Annotated in this window: 21 protein-coding genes and 3 pseudogenes; 12 read left to right on the forward strand and 12 right to left on the reverse strand. The window is 64.8% G+C overall.

Features of this window, described 5'->3' with window-relative positions; translation table 11 throughout:
- Nucleotides 1-134: 134 nt before the first annotated feature.
- From flgK to ABNQ40_RS04725, 6 genes are all read right to left on the reverse strand, one after another.
- Entirely contained in the window at nucleotides 135-1,541 is a 1,407-nt protein-coding gene (flgK, locus tag ABNQ40_RS04700) for a flagellar hook-associated protein FlgK (protein WP_109050157.1), read from the reverse strand.
- A 63-nt stretch (nucleotides 1,542-1,604) separates the two neighbouring features.
- Nucleotides 1,605-4,031 carry a flagellar hook-basal body complex protein gene (locus tag ABNQ40_RS04705; RefSeq protein ID WP_109050158.1) on the reverse strand — a complete coding sequence of 809 codons (2,427 nt, stop codon included), beginning with the start codon at nucleotides 4,029-4,031 and terminating at the stop codon, nucleotides 1,605-1,607.
- Nucleotides 4,032-4,056: 25 nt separating this feature from the next.
- Complete coding sequence (locus tag ABNQ40_RS04710; protein ID WP_109050159.1) at nucleotides 4,057-5,916, reverse strand: flagellin; 1,860 nt, start codon at nucleotides 5,914-5,916, stop codon at nucleotides 4,057-4,059.
- Nucleotides 5,917-6,410: 494 nt separating this feature from the next.
- Complete coding sequence (locus tag ABNQ40_RS04715; protein WP_109050160.1) at nucleotides 6,411-7,664, reverse strand: glycosyltransferase family 87 protein; 1,254 nt, start codon at nucleotides 7,662-7,664, stop codon at nucleotides 6,411-6,413.
- 126 nt (nucleotides 7,665-7,790) lie between these two features.
- On the reverse strand, nucleotides 7,791-8,132 hold the full coding sequence (locus ABNQ40_RS04720) for a multidrug efflux SMR transporter (protein WP_109050161.1): 342 nt from the start codon (nucleotides 8,130-8,132) through the stop codon (nucleotides 7,791-7,793).
- Nucleotides 8,129-9,199 (reverse strand): SDR family oxidoreductase, encoded by a 1,071-nt coding sequence (locus ABNQ40_RS04725; RefSeq protein WP_391345642.1) that lies wholly within the window; start codon nucleotides 9,197-9,199, stop codon nucleotides 8,129-8,131. The genes ABNQ40_RS04720 and ABNQ40_RS04725 overlap by 4 nt, the downstream gene beginning before the upstream one ends.
- A 327-nt stretch (nucleotides 9,200-9,526) precedes the next feature.
- On the opposite strand from ABNQ40_RS04725, the gene ABNQ40_RS04730 reads away from it, so the two are divergent.
- The 10 genes and pseudogenes from ABNQ40_RS04730 to ABNQ40_RS04775 all read left to right on the forward strand — a co-directional run.
- Complete coding sequence (locus ABNQ40_RS04730; RefSeq protein ID WP_109050162.1) at nucleotides 9,527-10,654, forward strand: ABC transporter permease; 1,128 nt, start codon at nucleotides 9,527-9,529, stop codon at nucleotides 10,652-10,654.
- A gap of 10 nt (nucleotides 10,655-10,664) precedes the next feature.
- On the forward strand, nucleotides 10,665-11,414 hold the full coding sequence (locus ABNQ40_RS04735; protein ID WP_109050163.1) for an ABC transporter ATP-binding protein: 750 nt from the start codon (nucleotides 10,665-10,667) through the stop codon (nucleotides 11,412-11,414).
- Entirely contained in the window at nucleotides 11,401-12,408 is a 1,008-nt protein-coding gene (locus tag ABNQ40_RS04740) for an HlyD family secretion protein (protein WP_109050164.1), read from the forward strand. The genes ABNQ40_RS04735 and ABNQ40_RS04740 overlap by 14 nt, the downstream gene beginning before the upstream one ends.
- Nucleotides 12,405-13,865: an efflux transporter outer membrane subunit gene (locus ABNQ40_RS04745; protein WP_109050165.1), complete on the forward strand. Its 1,461-nt coding sequence runs from the start codon at nucleotides 12,405-12,407 to the stop codon at nucleotides 13,863-13,865. The genes ABNQ40_RS04740 and ABNQ40_RS04745 overlap by 4 nt, the downstream gene beginning before the upstream one ends.
- A 108-nt stretch (nucleotides 13,866-13,973) precedes the next feature.
- Nucleotides 13,974-14,663: a response regulator gene (locus ABNQ40_RS04750; RefSeq protein ID WP_109050166.1), complete on the forward strand. Its 690-nt coding sequence runs from the start codon at nucleotides 13,974-13,976 to the stop codon at nucleotides 14,661-14,663.
- A 38-nt stretch (nucleotides 14,664-14,701) separates the two neighbouring features.
- On the forward strand, nucleotides 14,702-15,745 hold the full coding sequence (locus ABNQ40_RS04755; RefSeq protein WP_247879822.1) for an ATP-binding protein: 1,044 nt from the start codon (nucleotides 14,702-14,704) through the stop codon (nucleotides 15,743-15,745).
- Between the two features lie 101 nt (nucleotides 15,746-15,846).
- Nucleotides 15,847-16,146, forward strand: coding sequence for an ABC transporter transmembrane domain-containing protein (locus tag ABNQ40_RS04760; protein ID WP_199235338.1), 300 nt, complete (start codon nucleotides 15,847-15,849; stop codon nucleotides 16,144-16,146).
- A 38-nt stretch (nucleotides 16,147-16,184) separates the two neighbouring features.
- A pseudogene (locus ABNQ40_RS04765) lies at nucleotides 16,185-17,195 on the forward strand (ABC transporter ATP-binding protein); the annotation flags it as partial.
- A gap of 294 nt (nucleotides 17,196-17,489) precedes the next feature.
- Nucleotides 17,490-17,997: pseudogene (locus ABNQ40_RS04770) on the forward strand (hypothetical protein).
- 70 nt (nucleotides 17,998-18,067) lie between these two features.
- A pseudogene (locus ABNQ40_RS04775) lies at nucleotides 18,068-18,145 on the forward strand (2,5-dichloro-2,5-cyclohexadiene-1,4-diol dehydrogenase); the annotation flags it as partial.
- A gap of 165 nt (nucleotides 18,146-18,310) precedes the next feature.
- On the opposite strand, the gene ABNQ40_RS04780 reads toward ABNQ40_RS04775, so the two are convergent.
- The 6 genes from ABNQ40_RS04780 to ABNQ40_RS04805 form a co-directional block, all read right to left on the reverse strand.
- Nucleotides 18,311-19,063, reverse strand: coding sequence for an SDR family NAD(P)-dependent oxidoreductase (locus ABNQ40_RS04780; RefSeq protein WP_109050819.1), 753 nt, complete (start codon nucleotides 19,061-19,063; stop codon nucleotides 18,311-18,313).
- Nucleotides 19,064-19,165: 102 nt separating this feature from the next.
- Nucleotides 19,166-19,825 (reverse strand): alternative oxidase, encoded by a 660-nt coding sequence (locus ABNQ40_RS04785; protein ID WP_109050820.1) that lies wholly within the window; start codon nucleotides 19,823-19,825, stop codon nucleotides 19,166-19,168.
- A 390-nt stretch (nucleotides 19,826-20,215) separates the two neighbouring features.
- Complete coding sequence (locus tag ABNQ40_RS04790) at nucleotides 20,216-20,746, reverse strand: Rrf2 family transcriptional regulator (RefSeq protein WP_109050821.1); 531 nt, start codon at nucleotides 20,744-20,746, stop codon at nucleotides 20,216-20,218.
- 86 nt (nucleotides 20,747-20,832) lie between these two features.
- Nucleotides 20,833-21,261: a cupin domain-containing protein gene (locus tag ABNQ40_RS04795; RefSeq protein ID WP_109050822.1), complete on the reverse strand. Its 429-nt coding sequence runs from the start codon at nucleotides 21,259-21,261 to the stop codon at nucleotides 20,833-20,835.
- Between the two features lie 71 nt (nucleotides 21,262-21,332).
- Entirely contained in the window at nucleotides 21,333-22,088 is a 756-nt protein-coding gene (locus ABNQ40_RS04800; protein WP_109050823.1) for an SDR family oxidoreductase, read from the reverse strand.
- A gap of 211 nt (nucleotides 22,089-22,299) precedes the next feature.
- Nucleotides 22,300-23,265, reverse strand: a complete 966-nt coding sequence (locus ABNQ40_RS04805; RefSeq protein WP_109050824.1) for a LysR family transcriptional regulator — start codon at nucleotides 23,263-23,265, stop codon at nucleotides 22,300-22,302.
- Between the two features lie 160 nt (nucleotides 23,266-23,425).
- On the opposite strand from ABNQ40_RS04805, the gene ABNQ40_RS04810 reads away from it, so the two are divergent.
- On the forward strand, nucleotides 23,426-24,529 hold the full coding sequence (locus ABNQ40_RS04810) for an HlyD family secretion protein (protein WP_109050825.1): 1,104 nt from the start codon (nucleotides 23,426-23,428) through the stop codon (nucleotides 24,527-24,529).
- Between the two features lie 28 nt (nucleotides 24,530-24,557).
- Nucleotides 24,558-26,132 carry an MDR family MFS transporter gene (locus tag ABNQ40_RS04815; RefSeq protein WP_109050826.1) on the forward strand — a complete coding sequence of 525 codons (1,575 nt, stop codon included), beginning with the start codon at nucleotides 24,558-24,560 and terminating at the stop codon, nucleotides 26,130-26,132.
- Nucleotides 26,133-26,152 lie beyond the last annotated feature (20 nt).

Below are 26,152 nucleotides of genomic sequence, written 5' to 3' on the forward strand. Positions count from 1 at the left end.
AATGGAAGATGCTGGGTTCCGGTCATGCGCTGCTTTATGATTTGACTGTCGGACGGCATCCGCGCTTCCAACTAGGTTCTGTCAGCTGTCGCGTCACGTCTGGCCGGGAACAAGCATCGCAGCGTTGGACAATGTCATTTGATCACTGCTTCCAGCGTTTCATGCATCGATTTCACCACCTGCATGACACGCGCCGAAGCGGCATAAGCGGTCTGGAGTCGTTGCAGATCGGCGATCTCCTCATCCAGGTTGACGCCGGTCTTCGCATGGTACCGTTCATCGACCAGTTGGCGGGCAGCCTTTTCCTGGCTGTGCTGGTCGTTGACGATCTTCGCCGCGCTCATCCACGTTCCGGTGATGGCGTTGGCCATCCCGCCATAGGACGTGTCGGTCAGCGTCAGCCCATCGGCGTCCAGCCGGCGTCCAACCGCGTTCAGCGCCCGCACCGTCGGAGCGGTGGCGGATTGCTTGATGGTTTCCTTATCCTCCAGCAGCCTGCGATTGACCGACACCGTGAAGCGGTCGTTGCCCTCGAAAAAGCCGGACGATGCCTCCCCGACCTTCGCCGGCTTGGCATTGTCGTAGGCGTCACGGAAACTCTGCGGCTGTCTGGGACTCGTTGAGCTGGTGAACTCCTTGGCCAACGCATCGAGCTGGGATCGCAGCTTGCGGATGATCTCCGCCGTCGGGGCGCCGTCGGCGGGTGTCGGCGGCGTGGTGGTCGAGCCATCGCGCAGCATCGACACCAGGGCACCGATCTTGCCATCGAGCAGATGACCGCTGGCCGGCTTGGACTGTCTTCCGCCGGCCACCGTCACATCATTGCCCTCCACGGACAGCGATGCCGGCGTTGCGTCGAGCAGCGCCATGCCGGACCCGGTAAAGAGGACGACCCGACCATCGGCACGGGCAAGGCTTCGCACGCCGATATAGCCGTTCAACTCCTTGATCAGTTGATCGCGCCGATCCGTCGCCGCCAGGGCAGCCTCCCCCTGTTTCAGTGAGCCGACGCTGTCGTTGAGCGCACCGATCTCCTTCAGAAGCCCCTTGACTGTCGTCACGCTGCGACGGAGGTCCGACTGCATGGAACGGCCGAGCCCTTCGACACCTTCCGATACCCGGCGGATCTCGCCGGCGAAGCGATCGGCGGACTGGACCACTTGCAGCCGGGCGAACCGGCTTTCGGGCGACGCCTCCAGCGTCTTCCAGGCAGCTTGAAAGCCACTGGCATAGTCGTTCAACAGCGGTTTGCCGCCGGTGGTGCGCAGCAGGCTGCCCAAGTCACGCATATAGTCGGCCTGAGTGGCGGTCCTACCCTCACGGGTGGTCAGCGTTTCAAGCTGTCTCCGCAGGGCATCGTCGATCTCCCGCCGATACGTGGCAGTCGTTTGGCCGCTTCCGTCCATCTGCTGCTGGGCGGTGTGGCGGGTCCGGGCCGGATCGTTCGCCTTGGCGATGTTGTTGGTGACAAGGTTCAAACTGGTCTGGACGGTGCGCAGGCTCGCCGTTGCGCTGTTCAGAGCCGACAGGAGTGAGGACATGCTGCAAGACCTCCCGGTCGGGACAGTGAGGGTAGCCGACTGCGCGCAAACCGACCTGAAGCCTTAGCGCTTAAGTCCCAGCACCTCCTGGAGCATCTCATCCGAGGCCGTCATGACTTTGGCGTTCGCGGAGTAGCCGCGCTGGGTGACGATCATCTTGGTGAACTCGCTGGCGATATCGACGTTGGAGGCCTCCACGCTGTTCGCCACGATTGCCCCCGCGCCGTTGGTCTCCGGATCGTTGACGTTCGGTTTGCCGACCCCCTCGCTTTCGAGGAAGATGCCGCCGGTTTCACGCTGCAGAGCGTTGGAATTGTTGAAAGTGATGATCGGAACCTTGGCGATCATCTTGGACCGGCCGTTGTCATAGTTGACCATGACGGTGCCGTGGTCGCCGAAGACCACATCCTTGAACTGCCCGCGTGGCGCGCCGTTCTGGACCAACTGCGTGACGTTGATCTCCTTTCCGGCATACTGGGTCAAACCGCCCGGCTTCTGGTATTTGCCAAGGTTGAGCGTGATCTGCTGCGGGCCGAAGCCGTAATCCACAGTGAAGCTGATGGTCGCCGGTGAGCCTACCGAGTGGGCGGCGGCGCTGACTGCGGTGCCGGTGCCGACCAGGGCTGTGGAAATGTTGGTCAGCGTGCCGACCGTCTCCGGCGTTTTCCCGAAGGTCAGGCCGATGTGGGCCGGCGTCTGGCCGGCGACGGCACTTTGTCCAAGGGTGAACTGAGCGGCGGGGGCGTCGGAGACTGCGCCTGTTGCGCCGGGAGCGGTCAGCGTGTTGGTGCCGGTCGGGCTGGCCGCGGTCTTGGCGGTGACGGTGATGACGCCGCCCTGCGCGGTTGCCGTCACCGGCAAGGCGGTGTTGGAGTTGATCTTGTTCGCCAGCGCCGCGGTGATGTCCTCCATCGTCATCTCTTCGCCGGTGGTGCTGTAGGTCACCGCCGTGCCGTTGATGCTGAGGGTGTATTGCGTGCCGATGTCGCCCGGCGTGCCGGTGAGGGTCACCGTGCGGCTCTGGCGCACGCCGGCCACGCTGGCGACCGATGGCAGCGAACTCATGGTGTTCACCGCGGCGGCCGCGTTGGTGGCGGTTGCGGACGTGGTGACGGTGGTGTTCGCCGCATTGGCCTGGATCGACAGGATGTTGCCGGCCGAGGACGCGGTGACGGTCGAGCCCAGCACCCGGTTGATCCTGCCGGCCAGCTGCGAGACGATGTCGCTCACCGTCGGGTAGCTCTGGTAGGCGGCGGCGGTCACCGTGTAGCTGACCGGCGTGCCGTTCACGGTGATGGTGAAGGAGTCGCCGACCTCGACCTGGGTCTGCGGAAACTGGAACTTGTCGATCTCGCCGGCGCGCGCGGTCGCCGCCGTCGAGGTTTGGTTGACGATGGTGTTGGTGGTGTTGGTGCCGGACACCATTTCGGTGTTCAGCTTTAACGGCGTCCCGGCATTGCGGGCGGTCAGGCGGATCGTCTGGCCCGACGAGGTGGCGAGCACCGAGGCCGCCGGCGATGCGGAGTTGATCTGGTTGGCAAGCGTGCCGGCCAGACCCGAATAGGTCCGGATCGAGCCGATGTTGTCAGCCGTGACCTTGAGGCTGTAGGTGGCGCCGTCGACCTTTACCGAATAGGTGTCGCCGATGCGCAGGTTGTCCTGCCCGTTGGTGTTGTTGCCGGCGATGGTGATGACGTTGACCTGCGCCACCGCGGTCTGGCCGGCGATGTTCTGGCCGAAGGACATGGTGGCCGGATTGCCGGAGAAGGTACCGTCGACCGGCCTGGTGTTGGACCCCGGTGTGTCCACCACCATGCGCCAGTTGCTGTCGGCCATCTGACGCCATCGGAGATTGACGGTGCGCGGATTGCCCTGGCTGTCGAAGATCTGGATGCTGCTGTCGGGAACCTTCTTTCCCGGTGTGGGCGTCACCGGCAAATTGGCCGACAAATCGATCGTGCTGGTCGCCACCGGCTTGTCGATCAGGCTGTTGACTTGAATTGGCCCAACCCGATCCTTCTGGAGCATGCCCGTCACCGGATCGACCGGCCAGCCGTTCAGTGCGAAGCCGGCGCTGTTGACCAGATGCCGGGTTCGGTTGAGCTGGAAGTCGCCCAGTCGGGTGTAAAGGGCGGCGCTGTCGGTCGGGGTGCCGGTCTGTGGGATACCGGTCCGGCCCCCGCTTGGTGAAGGCGGTGTGGTCAGCCTTGAAACGCTGAAGAAGCCCTGCCCGTGGATGGCAGCGCTGGTGTTGTTTGCCACCTGCGTCAGGTTGCCTTGAACGTCGTTCATGAAGGCGGGTTGGGCGACGACGCCACCCGGCGCATGGTGGCGTTGCCCCGATTGCAGCACCAGAGAGCGGAACGTCGTGTCCACCCGCTTGTAACCAAGGGTCGAGGCGTTGGCGATGTTGTCCGAAATGTTGCCAAGTGCCTTCGACTGAGCGTTGAGTCCCGAGAGAGCACTCGATCTCGCTCCGAAGATGCTCATGGTGCTGCCCTTTCATCGGATGGGATCAGAACAGGCGCAGGATCGACTGCTGCGACTGGTTGGCGAGCGAGAGGGCGATGGTGCCCAACTGCTGGCGGGTCTGGAGCATCAGCAGGCTGGCGCCTTCCTCGTTCTGGTCGGCCAGCGTCAGCTTGCTGGCGCCTTCCGTCAGAACGTCGCTGAACTCCTTGGTGAAGCTCTCGCGGGTGGTGATGATGTTCAGGTTGGTCGACAGTTGCTGCGAGGCGGAGCGGATCGTCGATTTGGCGTTGTCGAGACCCGCCACCGCCTTGTCGATGTCGGAGCGGTCCATCCAGTCATTCTGCGCGCCGTCCAGCTTCAGACCCTGACCGCTGGTTGTCAGGTTGACCGCGTTCACGGTGATCGAGTTGGTGTTGCGCTCGTTCAACTGAACGGTCAGGTCGTTCGATGTATTGGCATCGGAAAGCTGCTTGGTAACGATGTTGGCCGAGCAGTTGGCCGACGCCGCCTGTTTGATGGTTTTCTCGTCGACGTTCAGACGCACCGTTCCGCTGTCGAAGGTGAATGCCTGTTCGCCGCCGGCCAGCTTTCCGTCGCCACGGTCGGACATGGCGTTGCGGGTGACCTGGGCACCGTTGGAGTTGGTGACCTGGATTTGCAGGTCGATCTTCTTCTGGATGACCGAGACGCCATTGCCCTGGTTGTTCGCCGTTTCCAGCAGCTTGCGGTCGATGGTGAAGGACACGATGGTGCCCGACGCGAAGCTTTCCGAGATCCTCTTGGTCAGCGCATTGGTCGTGCCGGAGGTCAGCGTGAAGTCGCGCACGACGCCGGTGGTGGTGGCGCCGGTCAGGGTGATCGTGCCGTTGGCGCCAAGGGCTGCGTTCGCCACGTCCTTGCCCTGCAGGCGGCCGCCGGTGATGGCGGTGCTGATCGACGATTGCAGCTTGGCCGCAATGTTCTTCGCGGCATTCTGTCCAACGGCGACGTCGCTGGAAGTCGCGGTGTAGTTGAAGGTCTGCCCCGCCACCGTGATGGTGAAGATGTCGCCTTCTTCGACGGTCCCGCCGATATTCACCGTCGACACCTGCGCCGAACCGGTCTTGGCGGCGGACGAAAGGTTCGCCTTGATCGATTGGCTGTTGTCGAAATAGGAGACGGTGCGGCTCTCCTTGCCGTCCGAGACGATGAAGTCACGGCTGCGGCCATTGGCGCCGCGAACCTCCAACTGGACGTCGGAGAAACTGCCCAGCGAGGTCGACAGGGTGCCCGACAGCTTCAGGCCGGTGAAGCCATGACTGTTTTCCGCCTTGGAGATGTCGGCGGTCTTGCCCTCGATGGAGCCGCTGCCTTTGATGCGGATCGAATAAGTGTCGGCGGAGACGACGTTGGTGACACGGGCGTTGTCGATACCGACGATGGTATTGACCGCGGCACGGGACGCGCTTGTGCTGTCCATGCTCATGCCGTTGCCGGCGATCAGGTTCTTGCCGCCATAGCCGCTGTCGCCGGCCATCTTGTCGATCTGGTCGCGCAGAGTGTTGAACTGGGCGGCCAGAGCCTTGCGGGTGGCGACCGAGGCGGCGTCGGTGCCGAGCGCCGCGTAGGCGGCAGTGGTCAAGCCCTTGGCCTGGTCGACATAATCGGAGATCTTGGTCAGGCCTTTGTCAGCGCTCTTGATCGTGCTGATCGACTGCCCCATCGCATCTTTCAGCGACGTCAGGTCGCTGGCCCGTTGTGACAGGCCCTTGGCCGCGAAGAACTCCGTCGGCCCGTCGAGGGCGCTGTTGATCTTGTTGCCGGTCGCCAGGATGTTCTGCTTCTGGGCAATCGTCTTTTGGACGTTCTGCAGTTGAAGCAGATTTGTCCTCATGGAGGCGCTCAGAGAAACTTCGTTTGACATTGTTTCACCTCGTTTAAGGCATGGCAAGCCAACGACGCCTATCCGTCGTTTTTTTGGCAAAATTTCTAAGCAAAACTAGGAAATTGATGATTTATAGTGTGCAGATGACTTTTTGAATTATTTGTATTTGATTTTACTGCGATCTATAGACGTTATTCTGCAATAATTAATTTCAGTTATTGCCAGATGTACCGCAGATAACACTGCCCTTGTCCCTTGGCGACAGGAAGTCTGGCTTGTCAGACACGATCGACCGGCAAAATCCGTAAATAATTTATCAAAATTCGGCATAAATACAGATTATCTTGCGAATTTTGCGAAAAGAGTTCAAAATAATTCCGAAAAGCGAAGGAGATAATCATGGCAAAATCTCGACCACCTTTCGCATTCATGGTCGAGAGATGCCGATTTATATTGATGTGATGTTAATTAAAACCAGAATCACCTCTAAATCTGTTGCGATGCCAATCAACTGTAACAGGGGATATCATTTACTACTTCTGCCAATTTTCGATGGAGGGAACGTGTATGTTCTGTGGAGGGGGATGAAATAGGTCTGCGACGGCGATATCCCATGACAGCGCCGCCATATGAATGAGCGCCGCCACCTGTTTGATCCAGAACGCGGTCGGCCGGTAAATCCAGTCGCCGTACAGGTGCGTGCCCACCGCAAGACACAGACACATGGCAAACAAGGCCTGTCTTTCATGGCCGGGTGTCCTGATGGCAACGGCGGCCTGACCGCCGACAAGCAGGGCGAGCATGACGTAAGACCCCTCCTCGACGCGCGGATTCCACAGCAGGAGGTAACAACAGCCGAGATGGAGGCAGCAGATCACGGCGGTCCGCGTTTCGAACCGGCGCGCCGCCAGCAAAGCCAGGATCAGGGTGGACAGGGCGGCGGCAAGGCGCAGTCCGAAGAGAGGTTCCGTCGGCCCGATCAGTCCCAACCGCTTGAGCAGCGCACCGATGTCGAACCAGGTACCGCTGTCCGGGGCCGCGGCGAAGCGCAGCTTGTCGATCATCGCCACCCATTGCGCCATCGCGTAATCGGGATGAGGATGGAGCATGCTGGCCGCCACCCCGATCAGCAGGCTCGCGGCAAAGCTTGGGCCGGCTGCGGGAAGCGCCACGATGATCAGCATGGCCGGGACAAGTGCCAGAGGCTTCACGAAGACCGCCAGGGCCAGCCAGAAACCGGCGCGCCGATGGTTGCCATCCGCCGCGTCCGCCGCGGCGACCAGCAGGATTGCGGCCATCAGCAAGGTCATCTGCCCACGCAGCAGGTCGATCACCGCCGCGGGAATGGTGAGCGCCAGGATCATCCCGGCGACTGCGGCGCCGGCACCGGGAGCCAGCATATGGGCGTAGCGCCGCACGGCGAGAACCAGGCTGGCGGAGAGGAAGAGGCGCCATGCATGGCTGTCGAGCGGCTGGAGGAGGAGGGCGAACGGCCCATACACCAGAGTGCCCGTGGGAAAATACAGGAACCCGTGCAGTCCGGGCGCGTAAAGCGGGGATGCCGTCGCCCAGGCTTCGGCTGCCTGCCGATAGATCCAGGAGATGCAGCGGTGTGGCTGAATGACCGCGATGATCGAGATCACCGCGGTCATTATCGCCCACAGCCAGAGCCCAAGCCTGAGGCGGGGCGCGGTACGACCGGTTGTGATTGGCAGGTCCAGGGTATCGGTATCGGACAAGCACAAGGGCAGCTGCAAAGGCTGTAGCGTGGCAAACCGTTTCAGCATGATGGTCGTCGAGGCTTCCCTAACGGGAAGAGGCTTTGCCCCGCCCCGCGCATCGGGCGGAACCGGAGCCGAGATCCCGGGCGTTCGATGTGTGAAGGGTGGTCGTGAGCGGTTGCGCCGCGGAGGTCAGGCCGCGGACGGTTCCATCGCGCTTGCCAGGATGAAGACGCCCAGGGCGATGACCGCGATGCCGAGCAGCGCCGCCGGGGCCAGGGCCTCACCGAACAGCCACCAGCCGCCGATGGCGGCACCGGCCATGCCGAACCCCGCCCAGACCGAATAGACGAGCGAGATGGGAAAGCGCTGGAGGGACATGGACAGCAGCCAGAAGGACAGGGCATAGCCGATGGCGACGACCACCATCGGGCCGATCCGGCTCATCCCGTCGGCGGCCTTCAGCGCGATCGTGGCGGTGATTTCCGCCAGGATCGCGAGGCCGAGAAGCCCATAGGCGCCGACCGCTGTCATGCCGCCACCGGGGTCGGCTGAACCGAATTTTCCTGAACCGCAGGGGCTTCGTCGAACATGCCGAGATCGTCGGCGAACTGGTCGAGGATCGAGAGGTTGGCGGGGGCCGACAGGCAGGCGGGCAGATAGTCCGACAGTGTCGGCGGCAGGGAAAAGCCCTCCGCCGTCAGCCGCTCGTTGGCGAAGACGACGCCGAGCGTGCTGAACTGGTAATAGGCGCGCATCGCCCGCAGCATCGCCAGCTTGATCGGTTGGTCGAGGCCGAAGACCGCCTGGAAACGCGCCCGCAGCGTCTTCCAATCGCCGTCGTCGAACCGGCTGTAGCAACGGGGGCCGCCCTGGGGGTCGCAGCGCTCGAAGGCGGCGGCCAGACTGTCCCAGGTCGTGCGTTTCGCCTCGCCGGCCGAAAGATGATAGACGTCATGGGCCAGCGTCGGCTTGGCCAGAAGCCCGACCAGGATCTCGGCGGTCCAATCGACCGGAACCACGTCGATGCCGCCCGCCAGCTCGCCCGTCACCAGACGCAGCCGGTCGCCGGCACGGAACATCCAGAAGATGCTGCTGCTGGGGATGCAGCCGAGCGTCCGGTGTCCGGTGACGATGGAGGGGCGCACCATGACGACGGGCAGGTCGGCAAACTCCTGCCGGAGCATCGCCTCGGCGGCGACCTTGGTCCGGGTGTAGGGAACGAGGTGCTGCGCTGCCTCAGCCGGTGCATCGGATTCCGTGACCACGGGCGGCGGGTTGCCCCCGCAGATCATTGCGGTTCCGCCATAGAGGAAGCGCTGCAGATGCGGCATGCGCCGCGCCCGCACGGCAAGCGCCCTGGTGCCCTCGACATTGATCAGATGGCAAAGCTCCTGCGCACGGAAGGAGGTGTCGGCGGCGAGATGCAGGATGTGGGTCACGGCATCCAGACGCCCGTCTTCGAGGCTTGTCGGATCGGTGATGTCGCCGACGACGATCTCGACCCGCCGAATGGCCTTGCGGGCTCCATCGGCGCCCATGAAGCGGATCAGGTTTTCGACAAGCCGGGCACGGGCCTGCTCCTCCCCCTTGCCCCGCACAAGACAGAATCCAATGCCAATCCGGATCGTGGGAGAGGCCGTGAGCGAGAACGGCGCCGCCGATGAATCCCGTCGCGCCGGTCAAAAGAACAGTCGTCATCTGTATCGTGTCCTTGATGGAAGGCTGCTGCATCGCACTGCGGCGACTTTGGCTTGCCGGAAACCTTCCATCGCTCTGTGCAGATTTCATGGAGCTTCGATCAAGGCCGGGTCGGCTCCCGCATTTCACCCCCGGTTCCGCCGTCTCTGCACAATCTCGACAATCGATGGATGCTCCCTCCACGACCGGATGGCACTTGGTTCGGGCAGATAGCCCGGGGACATTCGATGGTTTCGCTTGCTCGACAAAATCTTGTGCATGAATGGAGGCGGTTCGCCGCGGCGATCCTGACGCTGGCCTTCTCCGGTCTGCTGATTCTGGTCCAGGTTGGTTTGCTGCTGGGCCAGCTCGACGCCTTCACCCTACCGCTCACGCGGTCCAAGGCGGATTTGTGGATCACCGCCCCGAACATTCAGAGTTGGGACCAGTCGACAATCGTCCCGGCCCGTGTCGAAGGCCTGTTCTGGTCCCACCCCGCCGTTCGGGAGGTTCATGAGATGAGCCTCGGATACACGGACTGGCGGACCGGGGATGGCGCGCGGCAGAACGTCATGATCGTCGGCGTCAACATCCGGCCGGGCGAACTCAGCGGACTTGACGGCATTCCGGAAGGCACGCTGGCAGTCCTGTCGAATCCCGAGACGGTGCTGGTGGACCAAGCCGACGCGGCCAAGCTGGGGGCAACCATCGGCGGCACCGCGGAGATCGCCGGAAAGCGCGTGACGGTCGGCGGTTTCGTTCGCGGATTCCGCAGCAATCTCATGCCGCTCGTCTTCACTTCGGCCGAGTCCCTCCGGCGGATCAATTCCGATTGGATGGGCAGCGGGCCTCCGTATTTCCTGTTGAAGCTCGACCCCCGCTTCGATGTCCAACAGGTTCGGGACGAGTTGGAAACGGCGGGTGGGGTGCAGACCTATGGCGTCGCGACGCCGGAGGAGCTGACCACGAAGTCCGCTCTGTTCTGGCTGGAGGAGTCCGGTGCCGGCACCTCGTTCGGCTTCTCCATGCTGTTGGCGCTTCTGGTCGGCGTCGGCGTAACCGGCCAGACCCTGCGTGGAGCGGTGATCGCCTCGCTGAAGGAATATGCGGCGTTGCGTGCCCTCGGCGTCACGGTCGGCCAACTGCGCGCCATCGTTCTCGAACAATCCCTGTGGGTCGCTCTTGTCGGCAACCTCCTGATGTTCGTCATCGCCGGCCTGCTCAGCGGGCTGGCCTGGATCATGGGGATCCCGCTGGTGCTGACATGGTGGCTCGGCGGCGTCACGACCCTGTTCGTCACCGCCATCGCCTGTCTGTCGGGACTGGTCGCCCTGTCGGTGCTGTACCGCAGCGAGCCGGCCGATCTGCTGCGATAGGAGAACAACAATGCTCGTTTCCTCGGACACGCCGGCGCTCGCCGCCCGGAACCTTTGCAAATCCTACAGCAGCGGCAACAGCCGGATGGACATCCTGAAGGGGATCGACCTGACGGCACGCTGCGGCGAACTGACCCTGCTGATGGGGCCGTCCGGCTCCGGCAAATCCACGCTGATGGCGGTGCTGGCCGGCCTGTCGCGTCCCGACCGCGGCACGGTCAGCATTCTGGGCCAACCGATCGCCGATCTCGGCGAGGCCGACCGGACTGCCGTGCGCCTGCGCCACTGCGGCTTCATCTTTCAGAGCCCCAACCTGTTCGGCGCTCTCAGCGCCCTGGATCAGGTGCGGCTGGTTCTCCAGCTGACCGGCGCCCCGGCGGCGGACATCGACGACCGCGCGTGGGAGAGCTTGAAGGAGGTCGGCTTGGGCGACCGGGCCCACCTCAAGCCATCGGCCATGTCCGGCGGCGAGAAGCAGCGGGTGGCCATCGCCCGTGCCCTGGTCAAGCAGCCGACCCTGCTGTTCGCCGATGAACCGACCTCCGCCCTGGATCGCACCAACGGCGACCTGGTGATCCGCATCCTGCGCAGGATCGCCCACCGCAATGGGGCGGCGGTCCTGTGCGTGACCCACGACAGCCGTCTGGTCAGCCACGCTGACCGCATCGTCATCATCGATGACGGGCGGATCCTGTCCGACGAACGGCCCGAAACGCCTGACACCATCCATCATTGGGACATTGAAAATGCTGCGTCCTAAGCGCCTGATGCTGGGCGGATTGGCGGTGATCGCCATTGGCTCCTGCGTCGGGCTGGCCGTCTCCACCGCAATGACGGACGAGTTGTCCGGGGCCGGTTCGGGAGACCAGGAAATTCTGTCGGTGGAGGTGCCGGTCGCGGCGGCCGGTCGCGGCCGGATCGACGTCGAAGGCGGCATGATCCAGATCGCCGCCCAGCGGGACGGCGTGATCTCGGCGATCTTCGTGTCGGAAGGCGCCGACGTGCGCGCCGGCGATCTGCTGGCGCGGCAGGACGACCGGGCGGCCCGCGCCACGCTGGACGAAGCCCGTGCCGCCCTTGCCGAAACGGAGGCCCGCGGCGCCGTTCTGCGGGTCCGTGCCGCCGCCGCCCGCCGCGACCGCGACCGGCTCGACCGCCTGCGCCGGGACGGCGCCGAAGCGGTCAAGCTGGTCGACGAGGCGCAAAGCCGCCTGGAGGAGGCCGAGGCGGACCTGAAGGCCCACGACGCGGCAATCCGCCTCGCCCAGGCACGGCTGGCGACCGCGGACATGGAGATCGCCCAGCGCGAGATCCGGGCGCCGGTCGATGGGCGGATCGTCCGGCTTCAGGCCCGGCCGGGCAGCGGCGCCTCGACCCTCAGCGTCTCGACGCTGTTCACCCTGGTGCCCAACGAGCGCTTCATCTTCCGCGTCGATGTCGAAGAGCGGCTGATGCGGCAGGTCCATGCCGGCCAGCCGGTGACGGTCACGCTGGACAGCACGTCCGAGCCGCTGTCCGGCGAGGTTCTGCGCATCGGCGAGATCCTCGGGCAAAGGAAGATCGACCCGAGCGATGCCACGCAGCGTGTCGACGAGCGTGTGGTGGAGGTGGTGGTCGCCCTGTCGCCCCGCACCGGCCAACGCTTCCTGATCGGACAGCGCGGACTTGCGAAGTTCCTCACCGCCCGCACACTCCCCGGCGATGCCCGGCCGGAGACACCGGCGCTGCGGACCCCGAAGGAGGTCCGGGGATGACCGCTCCGTCGAGGACTCATCGCCGGCCGGCGACCTTCGCCGCCGTCTGTGCGATTGCCCTGTTGTCGGGCTGTTCGCTGGCCCCCCTCTACGAGCGGCCCGCCGCGCCGATCCCGGCCAGCTATCCGGTCGCTGCCCAATCCCCCCACGCCCAATCGCCCGACACCCGGCCGGCCAACCAGCCGGCATCGGGGAACGAGGCGGCATCCGCCATCCGGAGCACGGCCTGGTGTACGCAATTCCCCGACCCCGTGCTGAGACGCCTTGTCACGGCGGCGTTGGAGCACAACCGCGATCTGAAGCTGGCGGCGGCACGGGTCGAGGAGGCGCGTGCCCTGCACGGGGTGCAATCGGCCTCCCGCCTGCCCACCGTCGCCCTTGAGGCCACGACCACCCATCCGGCGAGAAACAACGAGTCCGCCCATCAGGCGGGAGTCACCCTGGCGGCGTATGAGCTGGATTTCTTCGGCAAGGCGCAGAGCCTGTCGGAGGCGGCCCTGCACGAGTATCTGGCGACGGAGCAGGCGCGGCAGGCGGCGAGGATCAGCGTGGTGGCCGAGGTGGTGCGGGGCTACGTGCTGGAGCGCGCGGCGGCGGCCCGTGTCGACCTTGCGCGGCGTGCCATCGCCTCGCGGGCGGCGGCGGTCGCATTGCTGAGTCGGCGCGTCGCGGCCGGCGTTTCCTCCCCGCTGGAACTGGAGCAGGCCAGATCGCTGGTCGGGACCGCGGACACCGACCTGATCGAGCAGCAGCTGGTCCATGCGCGCGCCGACCATGCCCTGGCCCTGCTGACCGGCTACAGCGACAGGGCGGGAGCGAAGGATGCGCCGCCCTTCACCTCCGCCGCTTTCGGTGTGGGATGGGGGGTGACGCGGGCCGGCCTCCCCTCCGAACTGCTGACGGCGCGTCCCGACATCGTCGCGGCGGAGCAGCGGCTCCAAGCCGCCAATGCCCAGATCGGCGCCGCCCGCGCCGCCTTCTTCCCCTCGATCCGGCTCACGGCCATGGGAGGTGTCGCGTCCGGTGAACTCAGCAGCCTCTTCACCGCCGGCAGCGGCGCGTTGCAATTCGTTCCCCAGGTAAGCCTGCCGATCTTCGACGGCGGGCGGAACCAAGCCAATCTGGATCTGGCGCGGGCGCGGGAAAGCTCAGCCGTCATTGAGTATGAACGGACCATCCAGACGGCCTTCCGCGAGGTGTCCGATGCCCTGGCCGGGCAGGCCTCGCTGGAGCGCGATGTCGCGGCCCGGACCGCCCTGCGCAAGGTGGAGGCACGTCGCCGGACGATGACGATGAACCGGTATCTGGCCGGTGCGGTCGGTTACCTGGAAGTCCTGGACGTCGAACGCAGCCTGTTCGCCGCCGACCAGGCGCTGCTGGACGCCAGGCGGGCGCGGCTGGAGAATGCTGCCGCCCTCTACCGTGCCTTGGGCGGCTGCCCTTCGGTGTCCGGATAAGTCCGGCGCGTAATTCGGCGAACGGCGCGACAGTCTCTGCACATTCTCCACGGAACGTCCATAAAGCGGCGCTACCATGAGTCCCACAGCCGAAATCTGGAGCAGGAAATGAGCGTGCTGGTGTTGGTTGTGGAGGATGAGCCGGACGTCGCCCGGATCATCACGGGGTATCTCGACCGTGAGGGGCTGCGGACGGTTCGTGCGGAGAATGGGCAGATCGCCCTCGATCTGCATCATCAGCTGCAACCCGACATCGTGCTCCTCGATGTCAAGATCCCCAAGCTCGACGGCTACGAGGTTCTGGCGGCGATCAGACGTCGGAGCGATACCCCCGTCATCATGGTCACGGCGCTCGACGAGGATCTCGACAAGCTTCAGGCTTTGCGGATCGGTGCCGACGATTACATCGTCAAGCCGTTCAACCCGCTGGAGGTGGTTGCCAGGGTCAAGGCGGTCCTGCGTCGCGCGATGGGCCGGAGCGACATCGCGGTGCTGCGGGTCGGTCCGCTGGAAATCGACCTTACGGCCCATGCGGTCACCGTTCACGGCGCCGATGGTCGGATCCGCATCGACCTGACGGCGACGGAATTCCGCATCCTGTCGCATATGGCACGCCAGCCCACGCGCGTTTTCAGCCGCGCCGACCTGATCGACGCCTGCCTGCCGGAAGGCAATACACTGGAGCGGACAATCGACACCCATGCCAGCAACATCCGGCGCAAACTTCATGCGGCCGGAACCGACGATTTCTTCGAGAGCATCAGGGGCGTCGGCTATCGGCTGTCGACCGTTCCATGAAGTCGGCCAAGTCATTGAACCGGCAGCTGGTTGCGTCCATGGCGGGCGTAACCGGGCTGGCGCTCATCATCATGTGCGCCGGGTCCATCCTGTTCTACGAGTTCGTCTATTTCCGGTTCTGGGCACCCGAGGGGTTGGAGGGCATTCCCGAGGCGGACAGTTATTGGCCGACGACGCCCGAGTGGACCGCCTACCTCGTGCTTTGGGCCGTCGGCATGGGAGGGGCGATCCTCGCGGCGATGCGCTTCGCCCGCCGGCTGATCCAGCCCCTGGAGGCGGTCGCCAGAGCGGCCCGGCGGGTTGCAGCCGGCGATCTGAGCGCGCGCGCCGCGCCGACGAAAGCGTCCTTCGCCGAAACACGCCAGCTGATCGAGGATTTCAACCACATGGCCGGGCAGCTGGACCGGGCGGAAACGGAAATGCGAGCCTGGCATGCCGCGATCGCCCATGAACTGCGCACGCCCCTGACCATTCTGCGCGGCCAGATCCAGGGGTACGTCGACGGTGTCTTTACACCCGATACACCGTCGCTCCAGGGGCTTCTTGTCCAGGTCGAGGGGCTGAGCCGGATCGTCGACGATTTGAAGGTTCTGACCCTGGCGCAGAACGGGCGTCTTGAGTTGAGGCTGGAGACCATCGACCTTGCCCAGGAAGTCGCCTCGGTGGTGGCCGTCACCACGCCCATGCTTCAGCTGGCCGGCGTGTCGATCCATATGGACCTGGGGTCCGTGGTGATCCGCGGCGACTGCGTCCGCATCCGGCAGGTCCTGACCGCCCTGCTCGACAACGTCCGGCGCTATGCCGCCCCTTGCGAGGTCCGCATCGAAACCCGTGTGACGCGCGACCATGCCATCCTGCGGGTCTGCGACCATGGCCCCGGCTTGCCGAAGGGGGCGGAGACGCAGGTCTTCGACGCCTTCTGGCGCAGCGACGCGTCCCGTTCACGGGAGAGCGGCGGCAGTGGCCTGGGCCTGGCGGTGGTGCAGGCCATCGCGCAGGCTCATGGCGGCGTCGCGGTGGCGATGGCGTCGGATCCCCAAGGCGTGACGTTCGAAATCCGGTTGCCGAAACTCCGCCCATAAGTCCGCAAGCATGCTGCCCGGCCATCGGCAGGTCCGGCACCGGACGGCCTGCCTGCGCCCGTGCGCCCGCCTCGTCGGCTTTGGGCATCGCCTTACCTTTCTTGTTGCGCGCCATCATCGACGACTCGCTGCCGAACGGCGATCTCAGGCTTTTGGCACTTCTCGCCGGCAGCCTGATCGCTCTTGCCTGTTTCGGAACCGTGATCGGTGCCCTTCAGGTGGCGGTCACGTCAAGGGTCGGGCAGGCGATCATGCATGACCTGCGGGTGCGGGTTTATGCGCATCTGCAATCCCTGTCCCTCGGCTTCTTCACGACGACGCGGACGGGCGAGGTGCAGTCCCGCATCGCCAGCGACATCGGCGGCCTGCAGGCGCTCGCACCCACACCGCCGGCGAGCTGACGCGCAACGTCAGCACGGTGGTGATGACGATGATCGCCATGCTGGCCCTGGAATGGCGACTGGCGCTGTTCTCCTTCCTGGTTCTGCCGGCCGCGATCTGGATCAGCCATCGTGTCGGGAAATTGCGCGAGGAGATCACCTACGAGCAGCAGCTCCGCATCGCCGATCTGTCGTCGATGGTGCAGGAATCCCTGTCGATCTCCAGCATCATCCTCGCACGCACGATGGGCCGCACCGACCATCTGACACGGCGGTTCGTCAGCGCCTCCGAGGGTGTGGCGGCGCTTGAGGTGCGATCCCACACCGCCGGTCAGTGGCAATGGGCGGTGGTCGATCTGGTGCTGCAGGCATTGCCGGCGTTGACCTTGCTGCTCGGTGGCTTCCTGATGAGCCAGGGAACAGCGGCAGTGACCATCGGCACGCTGGTTGCCATGATCGCCCTGCAGGAGCGACTGCTCTGGCCGCTGGAAGAGGTTCTGAGGTCCGGGGTCGAGATCAGAACGACGCGTGCCTTGATTGCACGCATCTTCGATTATCTCGACCGGCCGGTTGAAAACCGTGAACGGCCCGACCCGACGGTTCCCGATCAGAAAAGCATCGGCGGCGCGATCCGCCTCCATGAGGTCAGCTTCGCCTATGACGGATCTCGGCGGCCAACGATCGACGGCGTCTCGATTGACATTCCCGCCGGATCGCATGTGGCGATCGTGGGCGCGAACGGATCAGGGAAGACAACGTTCGGCTACCTGCTGGCCCGGCTCTACGATGTGGATGCCGGCTCGATCCGCTACGACGGCGTCGATGTCCGCGATCTGAGTTTCCGGTCGTTGACGGACATGCTCGGCGTGGTCACCCAGGAACCGTACCTGCCCAACGCGACCATCGCCGACAATCTCCGTTTCGCCAAACCGGATGCTTCGGATGAGGATCTGATTGCGGCCGCCAAAGTCGCGCAGGTCCACGATATGATATCGGCGCTTCCCGACGGCTACGACACGCCGGTCGGGGAGCGTGGCTATCGCTTTTCCGGCGGCGAGAAGCAGCGCATTGCACCGGCGCGCACCATACTGCGGCGTCCACGTGTGCTGCTGATGGATGAAGCGACCAGCGCGTTGGGCCCCGTCACGGAGCGGGCAATGTCGCAGGCTCTTGAAACGATTGCCAGGGAGCGCACCACAATCACCATCGCCCATCGGCTCTCCTCGGTCCGGCATGCCGATCTGATCGTTGTGATGGATCATGGGCAACTCGTCGAGCTGGGCAGACATGATGAGTTGCTTGGGCTCTGTTGCAAAGTTGGCCGGCAGGCGGCGGAATGGCTGGACGCTGTTGGGAGCCAAGCCGTGTCGGACTTCAAGGGGCGCCACTTCGAGGGTGAGATCGTGCTCCGGGCGGTACGTTGGTACTGCCGATATGGCATCAGCTACCGTGATCCCGAGCAGATGATGGCCGAGCGCGGCGTCACGGTCGATCATTCGACGATCTACCGCTGGGTGCACAAGTACGCGCCGGAGATCGAGAAGCGGCTACGCTGGCAGTGGCGCTGCCTGAGGTCAACCAGCTGGCGGGTCGGCAAAACCTCCGTGAAGGTCGGTGGCAAGTGGACTTACCTGTACCGTGCCGTTGGATCCGCCCGGTGCGGGGCTTCAAGACCCTGAAGACGCCTGCGCAACGATCAAGGGATTGGAGGCGATGCGGGCGCTCCGCAAAGGCCAAGCGTCCAGCTTCAACATCACTCGTGACATCCCGGGCGAGGCGCGCCTTGTCGAACGCGCCTTCAACCTTGGACCCGGTGTGCTCGCCGAAGCTGTGCAGTTCATCAGCCAGCAGCTGAAACTTCAGGACGCATAGCGTTGGCGGTGACGCCCGTAACCGTCACCACCATAACCTCGCGCCTGCCATCAAACTTTGCAACAGAGCCCTTTTTCTGGCCTCTGACGCATCCAGCCTGATGACCGGCAGTTCACTGATGATTGATGGCGGCTGGACGGCGGGGTAGGAGCGGCCGGGATCGTCCGGCCGCTGTGTCGTGAAAGGGGCGGTTGGCGGTCCGTTGCACCCGCTACAATCGCTTTGGTCATGCTCCGGGCCGGAACAGGCATTCTCGCGGGCGAGCGGGGCCGCCGCCCGCTCCGCAGCCCGCTCCGAGGCGGACAGCACTTCCTCACCCGATGGTGTAACCGCCATCGACGACCAGTTCCTGCCCGTAGATGTTCTTCGCCTCGTCCGAAGCGAGGAACAGCGCCGCGTCGGCGATGCTCTGCGGAGCGCCGAAGGCGCCCGGGAACAGGCGGGCGGTAACGTTGGCCGCGACCTGGCTGAGCGCAGCCTCGGGCAGGCCGACCTTGCTCCAGATCGCGGTGGCGATCGGGCCGGGGGCCACGGCGTTCACCCGGATGCCCTGCGGTGCGAGTTCGGCGGCCAGCGTCTTCGTTGCCGAGCTGATGGCTGCTTTGCTGGCGCTATAGACGGCGAGGCCCGGAAAGCCGACCTGGACCAGGAAGGTGGTGATGAAGACGATGGACCCGTTCCGGCGGATCGACGGCAGGAACAGCCGCACCGTCTGGAGCGCGCCGACGACGTTGACCGAGAACTGATCCTGGATGGCATCCTCGTCGCTGTCGGCGAACGGCACCACCTTGGCAACGCCGGCATTCGGAACGACAATGTCCACACCGCCGAAACGTCCGGTCGTTTCCCGCACCAGACGCTCCAGGTCGGCGCGTACGGTCACGTCGCCGACGACGGCCAGCACCCGGTCGGGAGCCTTGGCAACGATTTCCTGCAGGGCTTCCGCGTTGCGGGCGAACACGGCGACCTTGGCGCCTTCGTCAAGGAATCGCTCGGCGATGGACCGGCCGATGCCGGAACTGGCGCCGGTGACGACGGCGACGCGGTTGTCCATCCGGTGTGTCATCTCTTTTCCTCTCCTGGATTTCGGGCGGTGAAGGCGTCTTGGCAAATTGGGATGGGCTGGACTGTCGGCCCCCCTTGGGCAGGGGAGGGGCCAAGGTTCCGGTCACGCGGCTTTGCGCGGCTCCTCGCGGTGGTTCGCACCGGAAGGCTGGCCCGCCAGCGTATCGGCGAAGTTATGGTTCACGTCGCGGTGGTTCGCTTCGTCGTTGCGGACAGCGAGCACAACGTCACGCAGGGTCGCGGTTTCGGGGAGCTGCCAGTAATCGATGGCAAGACGCGGGGCCGGCGGGTTGGCATGCCTGCCGGCGTCGATTTCGGCGAGATAGCCGGTGTAGCTGATGACGGCTTCCTCTTCGAAATAGCCGACAACGCGGTGGGCCGTCTTCGGCGAGATCAGGTACAGCAGGAAGAAAGCGTTGTAGAAAGCACCCTGGGTCAGCAGGATCAGGACCCGTTCCAGCCAGTTCGGCTTTGCCACCTCGATGAAGGTCATCAGGTGCATGCGTTCGTTCTCGGCCTCGTCGAGCAGGGTGTGAATCCAACCCTGGTCATGCTGCATACGGCGCAGGCAGCGCAGATGCTGCAGCGTGGCGCCGACCATACCCGGAACCGCCGCCACTGTTTCCAGCACGATGGCGCGATGCCCGTAGCGCTTGGCGAAGAAGGTGTCGGCCAGCAGGCGTAGCGCCTTGGTGAAGCCCAGGGCGATGCGGTCGCTGATGTCGCGTGGCGTGTGATGTGTGGTGAGGATGAGTGTCTTCATGATGTGAGCTCCTTGGCTCTGGTGCGCTGGCGCGCCCGGTCGACGATGGCCGACGGCGTCTTCAGCGTGAGTGGGCGTCGGGTGGATCGGGCGTGTCGCCGACGGCGCCAATCGCGCGATGTCATGGCTATAATATGCTGGGAAAATACATCTTTAAGAACGGACAGATTGTCGCACCCCTGTTCGAAAAAAGCTCTGGGTGTCCGTTACCCTATTGAGTGCTTATCAGGCACAGAAACCGATGTCAGGCGGAGCGTGCCGCTACGCGAGGGTCGATGATCGGTAAAGCTTCATCTGTGATATATGTTTATGAGGGGCGAGCCGTTCGCTGTGCCGGCTTCAGGCTCGATGCCTGATGCGCGGCCCTCCGCTTCCCGATCGAGGGGCGTTTCAGCTGGATCGCGATGGGCGTGTCGTGGTCCGGGTGCTGAGCCGGTCCTGGATCCAATGGGCGATTTCGTCGGAGAATTCCGCCGGGGCCTTGCGGCCGAATGTGTTGGCGACGTTGGCAAGGGTCTCTTGGGCCAGTACTGCCCGCATCGCCTTTTCCGCACGCATCATCACCGCATGGACCGCACAGACGCCGGATGTCGCCCAGGAGGGCGGTCGCTGACCGAACACCGCGCAGCGACCGCGGATTTCCTGGCAATCGAAAAGCGGCTTGTCGCCTTCGATCGCATCGACGATGTCCAGAAAAGTGATGTCCTCCGGTGCTTTGGCGAGCCGATAGCCACCGCGTACGCCTTCGCTGGCCATCACGAGTCCGGCCTTTTCGAGCTTCGGGAAAATCTTGGCCAGAAAGGACGGCGAGATGCCCTGCAACTCGGCCAGGTCACGGCTGCTCAGTGGCTGGTTGCCCGATGAGACCAGCCAGAGAAGGCAGTGAATGCCGTACTCGACGCTGACGGTGAGATGTGCCATAGCCGGTTCCGATAGAAAATAGGGAACAGGGACATTAATAATCCGCGTTTCAAAGCGCAAGCCGTCCCTGTCCCACAGCCTCTCCGTCACTTCTTGTCCGGCGTGGTCAGCTCCGTATCGGCGGTGTCGACAACGAAGACGGCAAGGAGCTTCGCCGGCTTGGTGTCGCTGGCGTTGGCGCTGACCCCGTGATGGTCGCCCGGCAGTTCGGTGAAGTTCTCGCCCACCCCATAGGTTTTGGTCGGGCCGTCATTGACCTTGCTGCGGATCGCCCCCTCCAGCACGGTGGCGTAGATGAGCGCCGACTTCGCATGGGTATGGGCAGGCGAATATCCGCCCGGACCATATTCGACCAGCACGCCCTTGACGCTCTTGCCGGGCACGTCGGGCAGTGCGTGTTCGTAGACCAAGGTCACCTTGGCATTTTTCGACTGGGGAGTATCGGCAAGGGCCGTGGCGAACGGCAGGGTCGCGATCAGCAGGGGGGCTAGCAGGGGGGCGATAAAGCGCTTCATGGGTCTGCTCCTTTGGCAATCGACGGTTTTGATTGGACGCCGGGTAGCAACGCCCGGGGGCGGAAAGTCGTTCAGGCGCCGGCCTTGGACCGTTCGAGCCAGTCGGTCAGGCCGATCCGGCCGAGGCGGGCCGGGCCGGTGGGGACCAGGGAAAACTCGGTGACGCTGCCGCCGAAATAGCGGGCTGCCGGATCGCCGACGGCGCTGCGGCGGTCGCCCGCTGCCTTGAGATAACGGCCGATGATGTCGGCGAAGGGACCGCGGTCCGGACCGGCGATGTCGATGCGTCCGTTGAGCGGCTGCGCCAGGGCGGTCTCGGCCAGGATGGCGGCCACATCATCCGCGGCAATCGGCTGGAACTGCACCGGCGCCAGCCGCACGGTATCGCCATCGGCATGGCCGTCGGCGATGCCGGCGAGGAATTCCAGGAACTGGGTGGCGCGGACGATGGTGTAGGGAATGCCGGACTGCGCGATCAGCCGTTCCTGCTCCACCTTGGCACGGAAATAGCCGAGGTCGGCAACGCTGTCGGTGCCGACGATCGACAGGGCGACATGGTGGCGGACGCCGGCCTTCGCCTCGGCCGCGGCCAGATTGCCGCCGGAGGTCCGGAAGAAATCGGTCACGACCTTTTCGTCGAAGGACGGGGCATTGGACACGTCGACGACGGCCGCAGCGCCGGCCAGCGCCTCGGCCAATCCCTCGCCGGTGATGGTGTTCACGCCCTTGCTGGGCGAGGCGGCCACGACCTCATGGCCGCTGGCGCTCAGGATGGCAACAAGTTTGGAGCCGATCAGCCCCGTTCCACCGATGACGACGATTTTCATGAGTCCCTCTCCTGTCCGACGGGCATCCGGTGCCCGATTGAAAAGCCCGAAATGGCGGCGGCGGGCGTTCGAGCCCTACGGATCACCGCGATCCGGCTGTCCATCCGATAACGCAGACAGTATCAGTCCGCGTTTAGTCGAGCAAGCAGAAAACGAAGACTATCTTCGTCTGCGTTTGGCGGCCGAGTGGCGAAGCCGCCTGTGGGACCGTTCAGTCCTGGTGCGGGGGCAATCCGTCGGGTCCGGCTCCCGACCGCGTGGAGGAGGGGTCGAAGGGGTTCAGCCATTCGCGATGGCGGACGAAATGCACGGCCAGCAGGTCGATGAAGGTTCTCACCTTGGTCGACAGGTGATCCCGGTGCGGATAGATGGCGTTGATGGCGAATTCCACCGGCCGGTGGTCCGGCAGCAGCCGGCACAGGGCTCCGCTGCGCAAGGCGTCCAGTACGATGAAGCTGGGCAGCAGCAGCAGACCCTCGCCGCTCAATGCGACCAGCAGCAGGGTTTCCGCGCTGTTGGTCACCAGATTGCCCGACACCCGTGCCGACAGGTCCGATTGGCCCGGGCCGGTGAAACGCCACTCATTGCCGAATGGGTAATGGCTGTAGCGCAGGCAATTGTGGTTCGCCAGATCCTCCAGGTTTTGGGGAATGCCGTGCCTTTCCAGATAGGCCGGCGCCGCGCACAGCACGTGTCGCCAGGGCGTCAGCCGCCGGCAGATCAGGCTGGTGTTCTGCGGCTGCAACGGATGCACCGCCAAGTCGAACCCTTCGTCCACGATGTCCACCGAGGCCTCGCCGATGGTCAACTCCACCGAAATCGCCGGGTAGCGCGCGACGAAATCGCCGATGACCGGTGCGATGAAGCGGGCGAGGTGTGTGCCGATGTGCAGGCGCAGTGTGCCCCGCGGCGTCGCGGTCAGCGCCACGGCCAACTCGTCGGCGGCCTCCAGCTCGGCGAGAATGGTGACGCAGCGCTCATAATAGGCCCGACCGGCATCGGTCAGGCTGACCCGCCGCGTGGTCCGATTCAACAGGCGGACCGCCAGCCGGTCCTCCAGCGCCTGGACATGGTTGCTCACCATGGTGACGGAAAGGTTCAGCCGCCGTGCCGCCGCGGAAAAGCCGCCGCACTCCACCACCCGCACAAAGGCCGTCAGGCTCGTCAGCCGGTCCATGCGCACCCCCGCCGCCTTGGTTCGCCACGATTATCCACTCACACCGGATAATCTTTCCAGCCTTTCCCAAATTCTCAACCGGCGTCCCCGCACCCATCCTGACATCGCGGTCCGGGACGACCTACGGCTCCCGGAAATACCTCGGAAAAGGATGGGTGCCATGGTTGAACTCACTCACGGCAAAGAGGCCGGAGCGGCGCCTGACGCGCTCGGCACGCGCAAGGCGGTGAAGCGCATGGCGCTCGCGCTGGCTCTGCTCGGCATCGTCGCCGCGGCCGGCAACGCCGGTTATCGCTACTGGACGGTCGGGCGGTATCTGGAAAGCACCGACGACGCCTATGTCAAAGCCGATCACACGGTGATCGCGCCCAAGGTGTCCGGCTATATTGCCGAGGTGCTGGTGCAGGACAACGAGCGCGTCGTCGCCGGCCAGCCGCTCGCGCGGATCGACGACCGTGATTTCCGCGTCGCGCTGGACCAGGCACGGGCGGACCTGGAGACGGCCGAGGCGGCGATCCGCAACCTGGACGCCCAGATCGTGCTGCAGCGGTCACTGATCGAGCAGGAGAAGGCCGACGTGGCGGCGAGCGAGGTCGCCCTCGCTTTCGCGCAGAAGGACAACGCGCGGTACAGCAACCTGATGCGGACCGGCTACGGCACGACACAGCGGGCGCAGCAGGCGGAATCGACCCTGGGGCAGGCACAGGCCAAGGTAAACGGCGACCACGCCGCTCTGGCCGCCGCTGAAAACAAGATCGCGGTGCTGGTCACCGAGCGCGGCAAGGCCGTGGCACAGCGCGACCGCAGCCGCAGCGCGCTGGAGCAGGCGCGGCTGAACCTGTCCTACACGGTCATCGCCGCCCCGATCTCCGGCACGGTCGGCGCTCGCTCGCTGCGGATCGGCCAATATGTGCAGACCGGCACGCAGCTGATGGCCGTGGTGCCGCTGCAGGCGGTCTATGTCGTCGCGAACTTCAAAGAAACCCAGCTGACCAGCGTTCATGCCGGGCAGCCGGTGGAGATCGCGGTGGACGGCTTCCCCGGCGTCGAGCTGAGAGGCCATGTCGACAGCCTGTCGCCGGCCAGCGGCCTGGAGTTCGCCCTGCTGCCGCCGGACAACGCGACCGGCAACTTCACCAAGATCGTGCAGCGCATTCCCGTGAGGATCGTCCTGGACCCGGGGCCCCTGTCGGGCCTGCTGCGCCCCGGCATGTCGGTCGAGCCGACCATCGACACCCGCGAAGCGGCGACGCCCGCAGGCTGAGCCTCCCTCTGGACAAAGGACCAACACCATGTCCATTCCTGCCGCAGCCGGCCCGGCCGGCACCGCCTCCACCCGCAACTGGCTCGCCGTGACCGGCTCGACGCTGGGCGCGTTCATGGCGGTGCTCAACATCCAGATCGTCAATGCGTCGCTCGCAGACATCCAGGGTGCGATCGGCGCCGGCATCGACGACGGCGGCTGGATTTCCACCGCCTATCTGGTGGCCGAGATCATCGTGATCCCGCTGAGCGGCTGGCTGGCCCAGGTCTTCTCCATCCGCCGCTATCTGCTGACCAACGCGGTGCTGTTTCTTGTCTTCTCCGTCCTCTGCGCCTTTGCCGCCAACCTGGAGCAGATGATCATCCTGCGCGCGATCCAGGGCTTCAGCGGCGGCGTGCTGATCCCGATGGCCTTCACCATCATCATCACGCTTCTGCCAAAGGCGCAGCAGTCCGCCGGGCTTGCCCTGTTCGCCCTGTCGGCGACTTTCGCCCCGGCGATCGGGCCGACCATTGGCGGCTACCTGACGGAAAACTGGGGCTGGCAGTACATCTTCTACGTCAATCTGATCCCCGGTGCCGTGATGGTCGGACTGCTGGCCTTCTCGCTGGATCCAGCGCCCATGAAGCTCGGTCTGCTGAAGACGGGCGACTGGCCGGGGATCGTCACGATGGCGGTGGGGCTCGGCACGTTGCAGACCGTGCTGGAGGAGGGCAACAAGGAGGACTGGTTCGGCTCCCCCTTCATCCTGCGGCTGAGCATCGTGGCGGCGGTCTCGCTGGGGCTGTTCCTGTGGATCGAGCTGCGCAGCGCCCGGCCGCTGCTGAATCTGCGGCTGCTGGTGCGTCGCAACTTCGGCTTCGGCATCCTGGCGAACTTCATGCTGGGCGTGGCGCTCTACGGATCCGTCTTCGTGCTGCCCGTCTACCTGTCGCGCATCCAGGGCTACAATGCGGAACAGATCGGCGGCGTGCTGGCCTGGACCGGGCTGCCGCAGCTTCTGCTGATCCCGCTGGTTCCGCGCCTGATGAAGCGGTTCGATGCGCGCCTGCTGATCGCCGTTGGTTTTGCGCTCTTCGCCGGCAGCGCCTTCATGAACATCGCCATGACCGCCTCCTATGCCGCCGACCAGCTGCTGGTCCCGAACATCGTGCGCGCCGTCGGGCAGGCGTTGGTCTTCGCGCCGCTGTCGGCGGTGGCGACCGCCGGGATCGAGAAGGAGAATGCAGGCTCGGCCTCCGGCCTGTTCAACATGATGCGGAACCTGGGAGGCGCCGTCGGCATCGCCCTGTTGCAGACCTTCCTGACGAAACGCGAGCAGTTCCACTCCAACATCCTGTCGCACGCGGTGTCGCTGTTCGAGCCGGCGACAGCCGCACGCATCGAGCAGCTGACCCGGTACTTCCAGTCGCACGGCATCACCGACCCGCTCGACGCCGGGCGCCGCGCTTATGTCGCCATCGGCGCGGTGGTGCGCAAACAGGCCTTCGTCATGGCGTTCAGCGATGCCTTCTTCCTGCTGGGCACCGCCCTGCTGGTCGCCTTGTTCGCGACCCTGCTCCTGAAGAAACCCGACCATTTGGGCGGGGGCGGCGCCCATTGAACGGCGGCTCTCGCCCGACA

Origin of the sequence: Azospirillum sp. A23, assembly GCF_042938965.1 — a bacterium.
Taxonomy (GTDB): Bacteria; Pseudomonadota; Alphaproteobacteria; order Azospirillales; family Azospirillaceae; genus Azospirillum; species Azospirillum melinis.

What these genes read in the sequence shown, in the direction of transcription:
- flgK (WP_109050157.1), bottom strand. Translation starts at nt 1,541, where the DNA reads ATGTCCTCACTCCTGTCGGCTCTGAACAGCGCAACGGCGAGCCTGCGC.
- ABNQ40_RS04705 (WP_109050158.1), bottom strand. Translation starts at nt 4,031, where the DNA reads ATGAGCATCTTCGGAGCGAGATCGAGTGCTCTCTCGGGACTCAACGCT.
- ABNQ40_RS04710 (WP_109050159.1), bottom strand. Translation starts at nt 5,916, where the DNA reads ATGTCAAACGAAGTTTCTCTGAGCGCCTCCATGAGGACAAATCTGCTT.
- ABNQ40_RS04715 (WP_109050160.1), bottom strand. Translation starts at nt 7,664, where the DNA reads ATGCTGAAACGGTTTGCCACGCTACAGCCTTTGCAGCTGCCCTTGTGC.
- ABNQ40_RS04720 (WP_109050161.1), bottom strand. Translation starts at nt 8,132, where the DNA reads ATGACAGCGGTCGGCGCCTATGGGCTTCTCGGCCTCGCGATCCTGGCG.
- ABNQ40_RS04730 (WP_109050162.1), top strand. Translation starts at nt 9,527, where the DNA reads ATGGTTTCGCTTGCTCGACAAAATCTTGTGCATGAATGGAGGCGGTTC.
- ABNQ40_RS04735 (WP_109050163.1), top strand. Translation starts at nt 10,665, where the DNA reads ATGCTCGTTTCCTCGGACACGCCGGCGCTCGCCGCCCGGAACCTTTGC.
- ABNQ40_RS04740 (WP_109050164.1), top strand. Translation starts at nt 11,401, where the DNA reads ATGCTGCGTCCTAAGCGCCTGATGCTGGGCGGATTGGCGGTGATCGCC.
- ABNQ40_RS04745 (WP_109050165.1), top strand. Translation starts at nt 12,405, where the DNA reads ATGACCGCTCCGTCGAGGACTCATCGCCGGCCGGCGACCTTCGCCGCC.
- ABNQ40_RS04750 (WP_109050166.1), top strand. Translation starts at nt 13,974, where the DNA reads ATGAGCGTGCTGGTGTTGGTTGTGGAGGATGAGCCGGACGTCGCCCGG.
- ABNQ40_RS04755 (WP_247879822.1), top strand. Translation starts at nt 14,702, where the DNA reads ATGGCGGGCGTAACCGGGCTGGCGCTCATCATCATGTGCGCCGGGTCC.
- ABNQ40_RS04780 (WP_109050819.1), bottom strand. Translation starts at nt 19,063, where the DNA reads ATGACACACCGGATGGACAACCGCGTCGCCGTCGTCACCGGCGCCAGT.
- ABNQ40_RS04785 (WP_109050820.1), bottom strand. Translation starts at nt 19,825, where the DNA reads ATGAAGACACTCATCCTCACCACACATCACACGCCACGCGACATCAGC.
- ABNQ40_RS04790 (WP_109050821.1), bottom strand. Translation starts at nt 20,746, where the DNA reads ATGGCACATCTCACCGTCAGCGTCGAGTACGGCATTCACTGCCTTCTC.
- ABNQ40_RS04795 (WP_109050822.1), bottom strand. Translation starts at nt 21,261, where the DNA reads ATGAAGCGCTTTATCGCCCCCCTGCTAGCCCCCCTGCTGATCGCGACC.
- ABNQ40_RS04800 (WP_109050823.1), bottom strand. Translation starts at nt 22,088, where the DNA reads ATGAAAATCGTCGTCATCGGTGGAACGGGGCTGATCGGCTCCAAACTT.
- ABNQ40_RS04805 (WP_109050824.1), bottom strand. Translation starts at nt 23,265, where the DNA reads ATGGACCGGCTGACGAGCCTGACGGCCTTTGTGCGGGTGGTGGAGTGC.
- ABNQ40_RS04810 (WP_109050825.1), top strand. Translation starts at nt 23,426, where the DNA reads ATGGTTGAACTCACTCACGGCAAAGAGGCCGGAGCGGCGCCTGACGCG.
- ABNQ40_RS04815 (WP_109050826.1), top strand. Translation starts at nt 24,558, where the DNA reads ATGTCCATTCCTGCCGCAGCCGGCCCGGCCGGCACCGCCTCCACCCGC.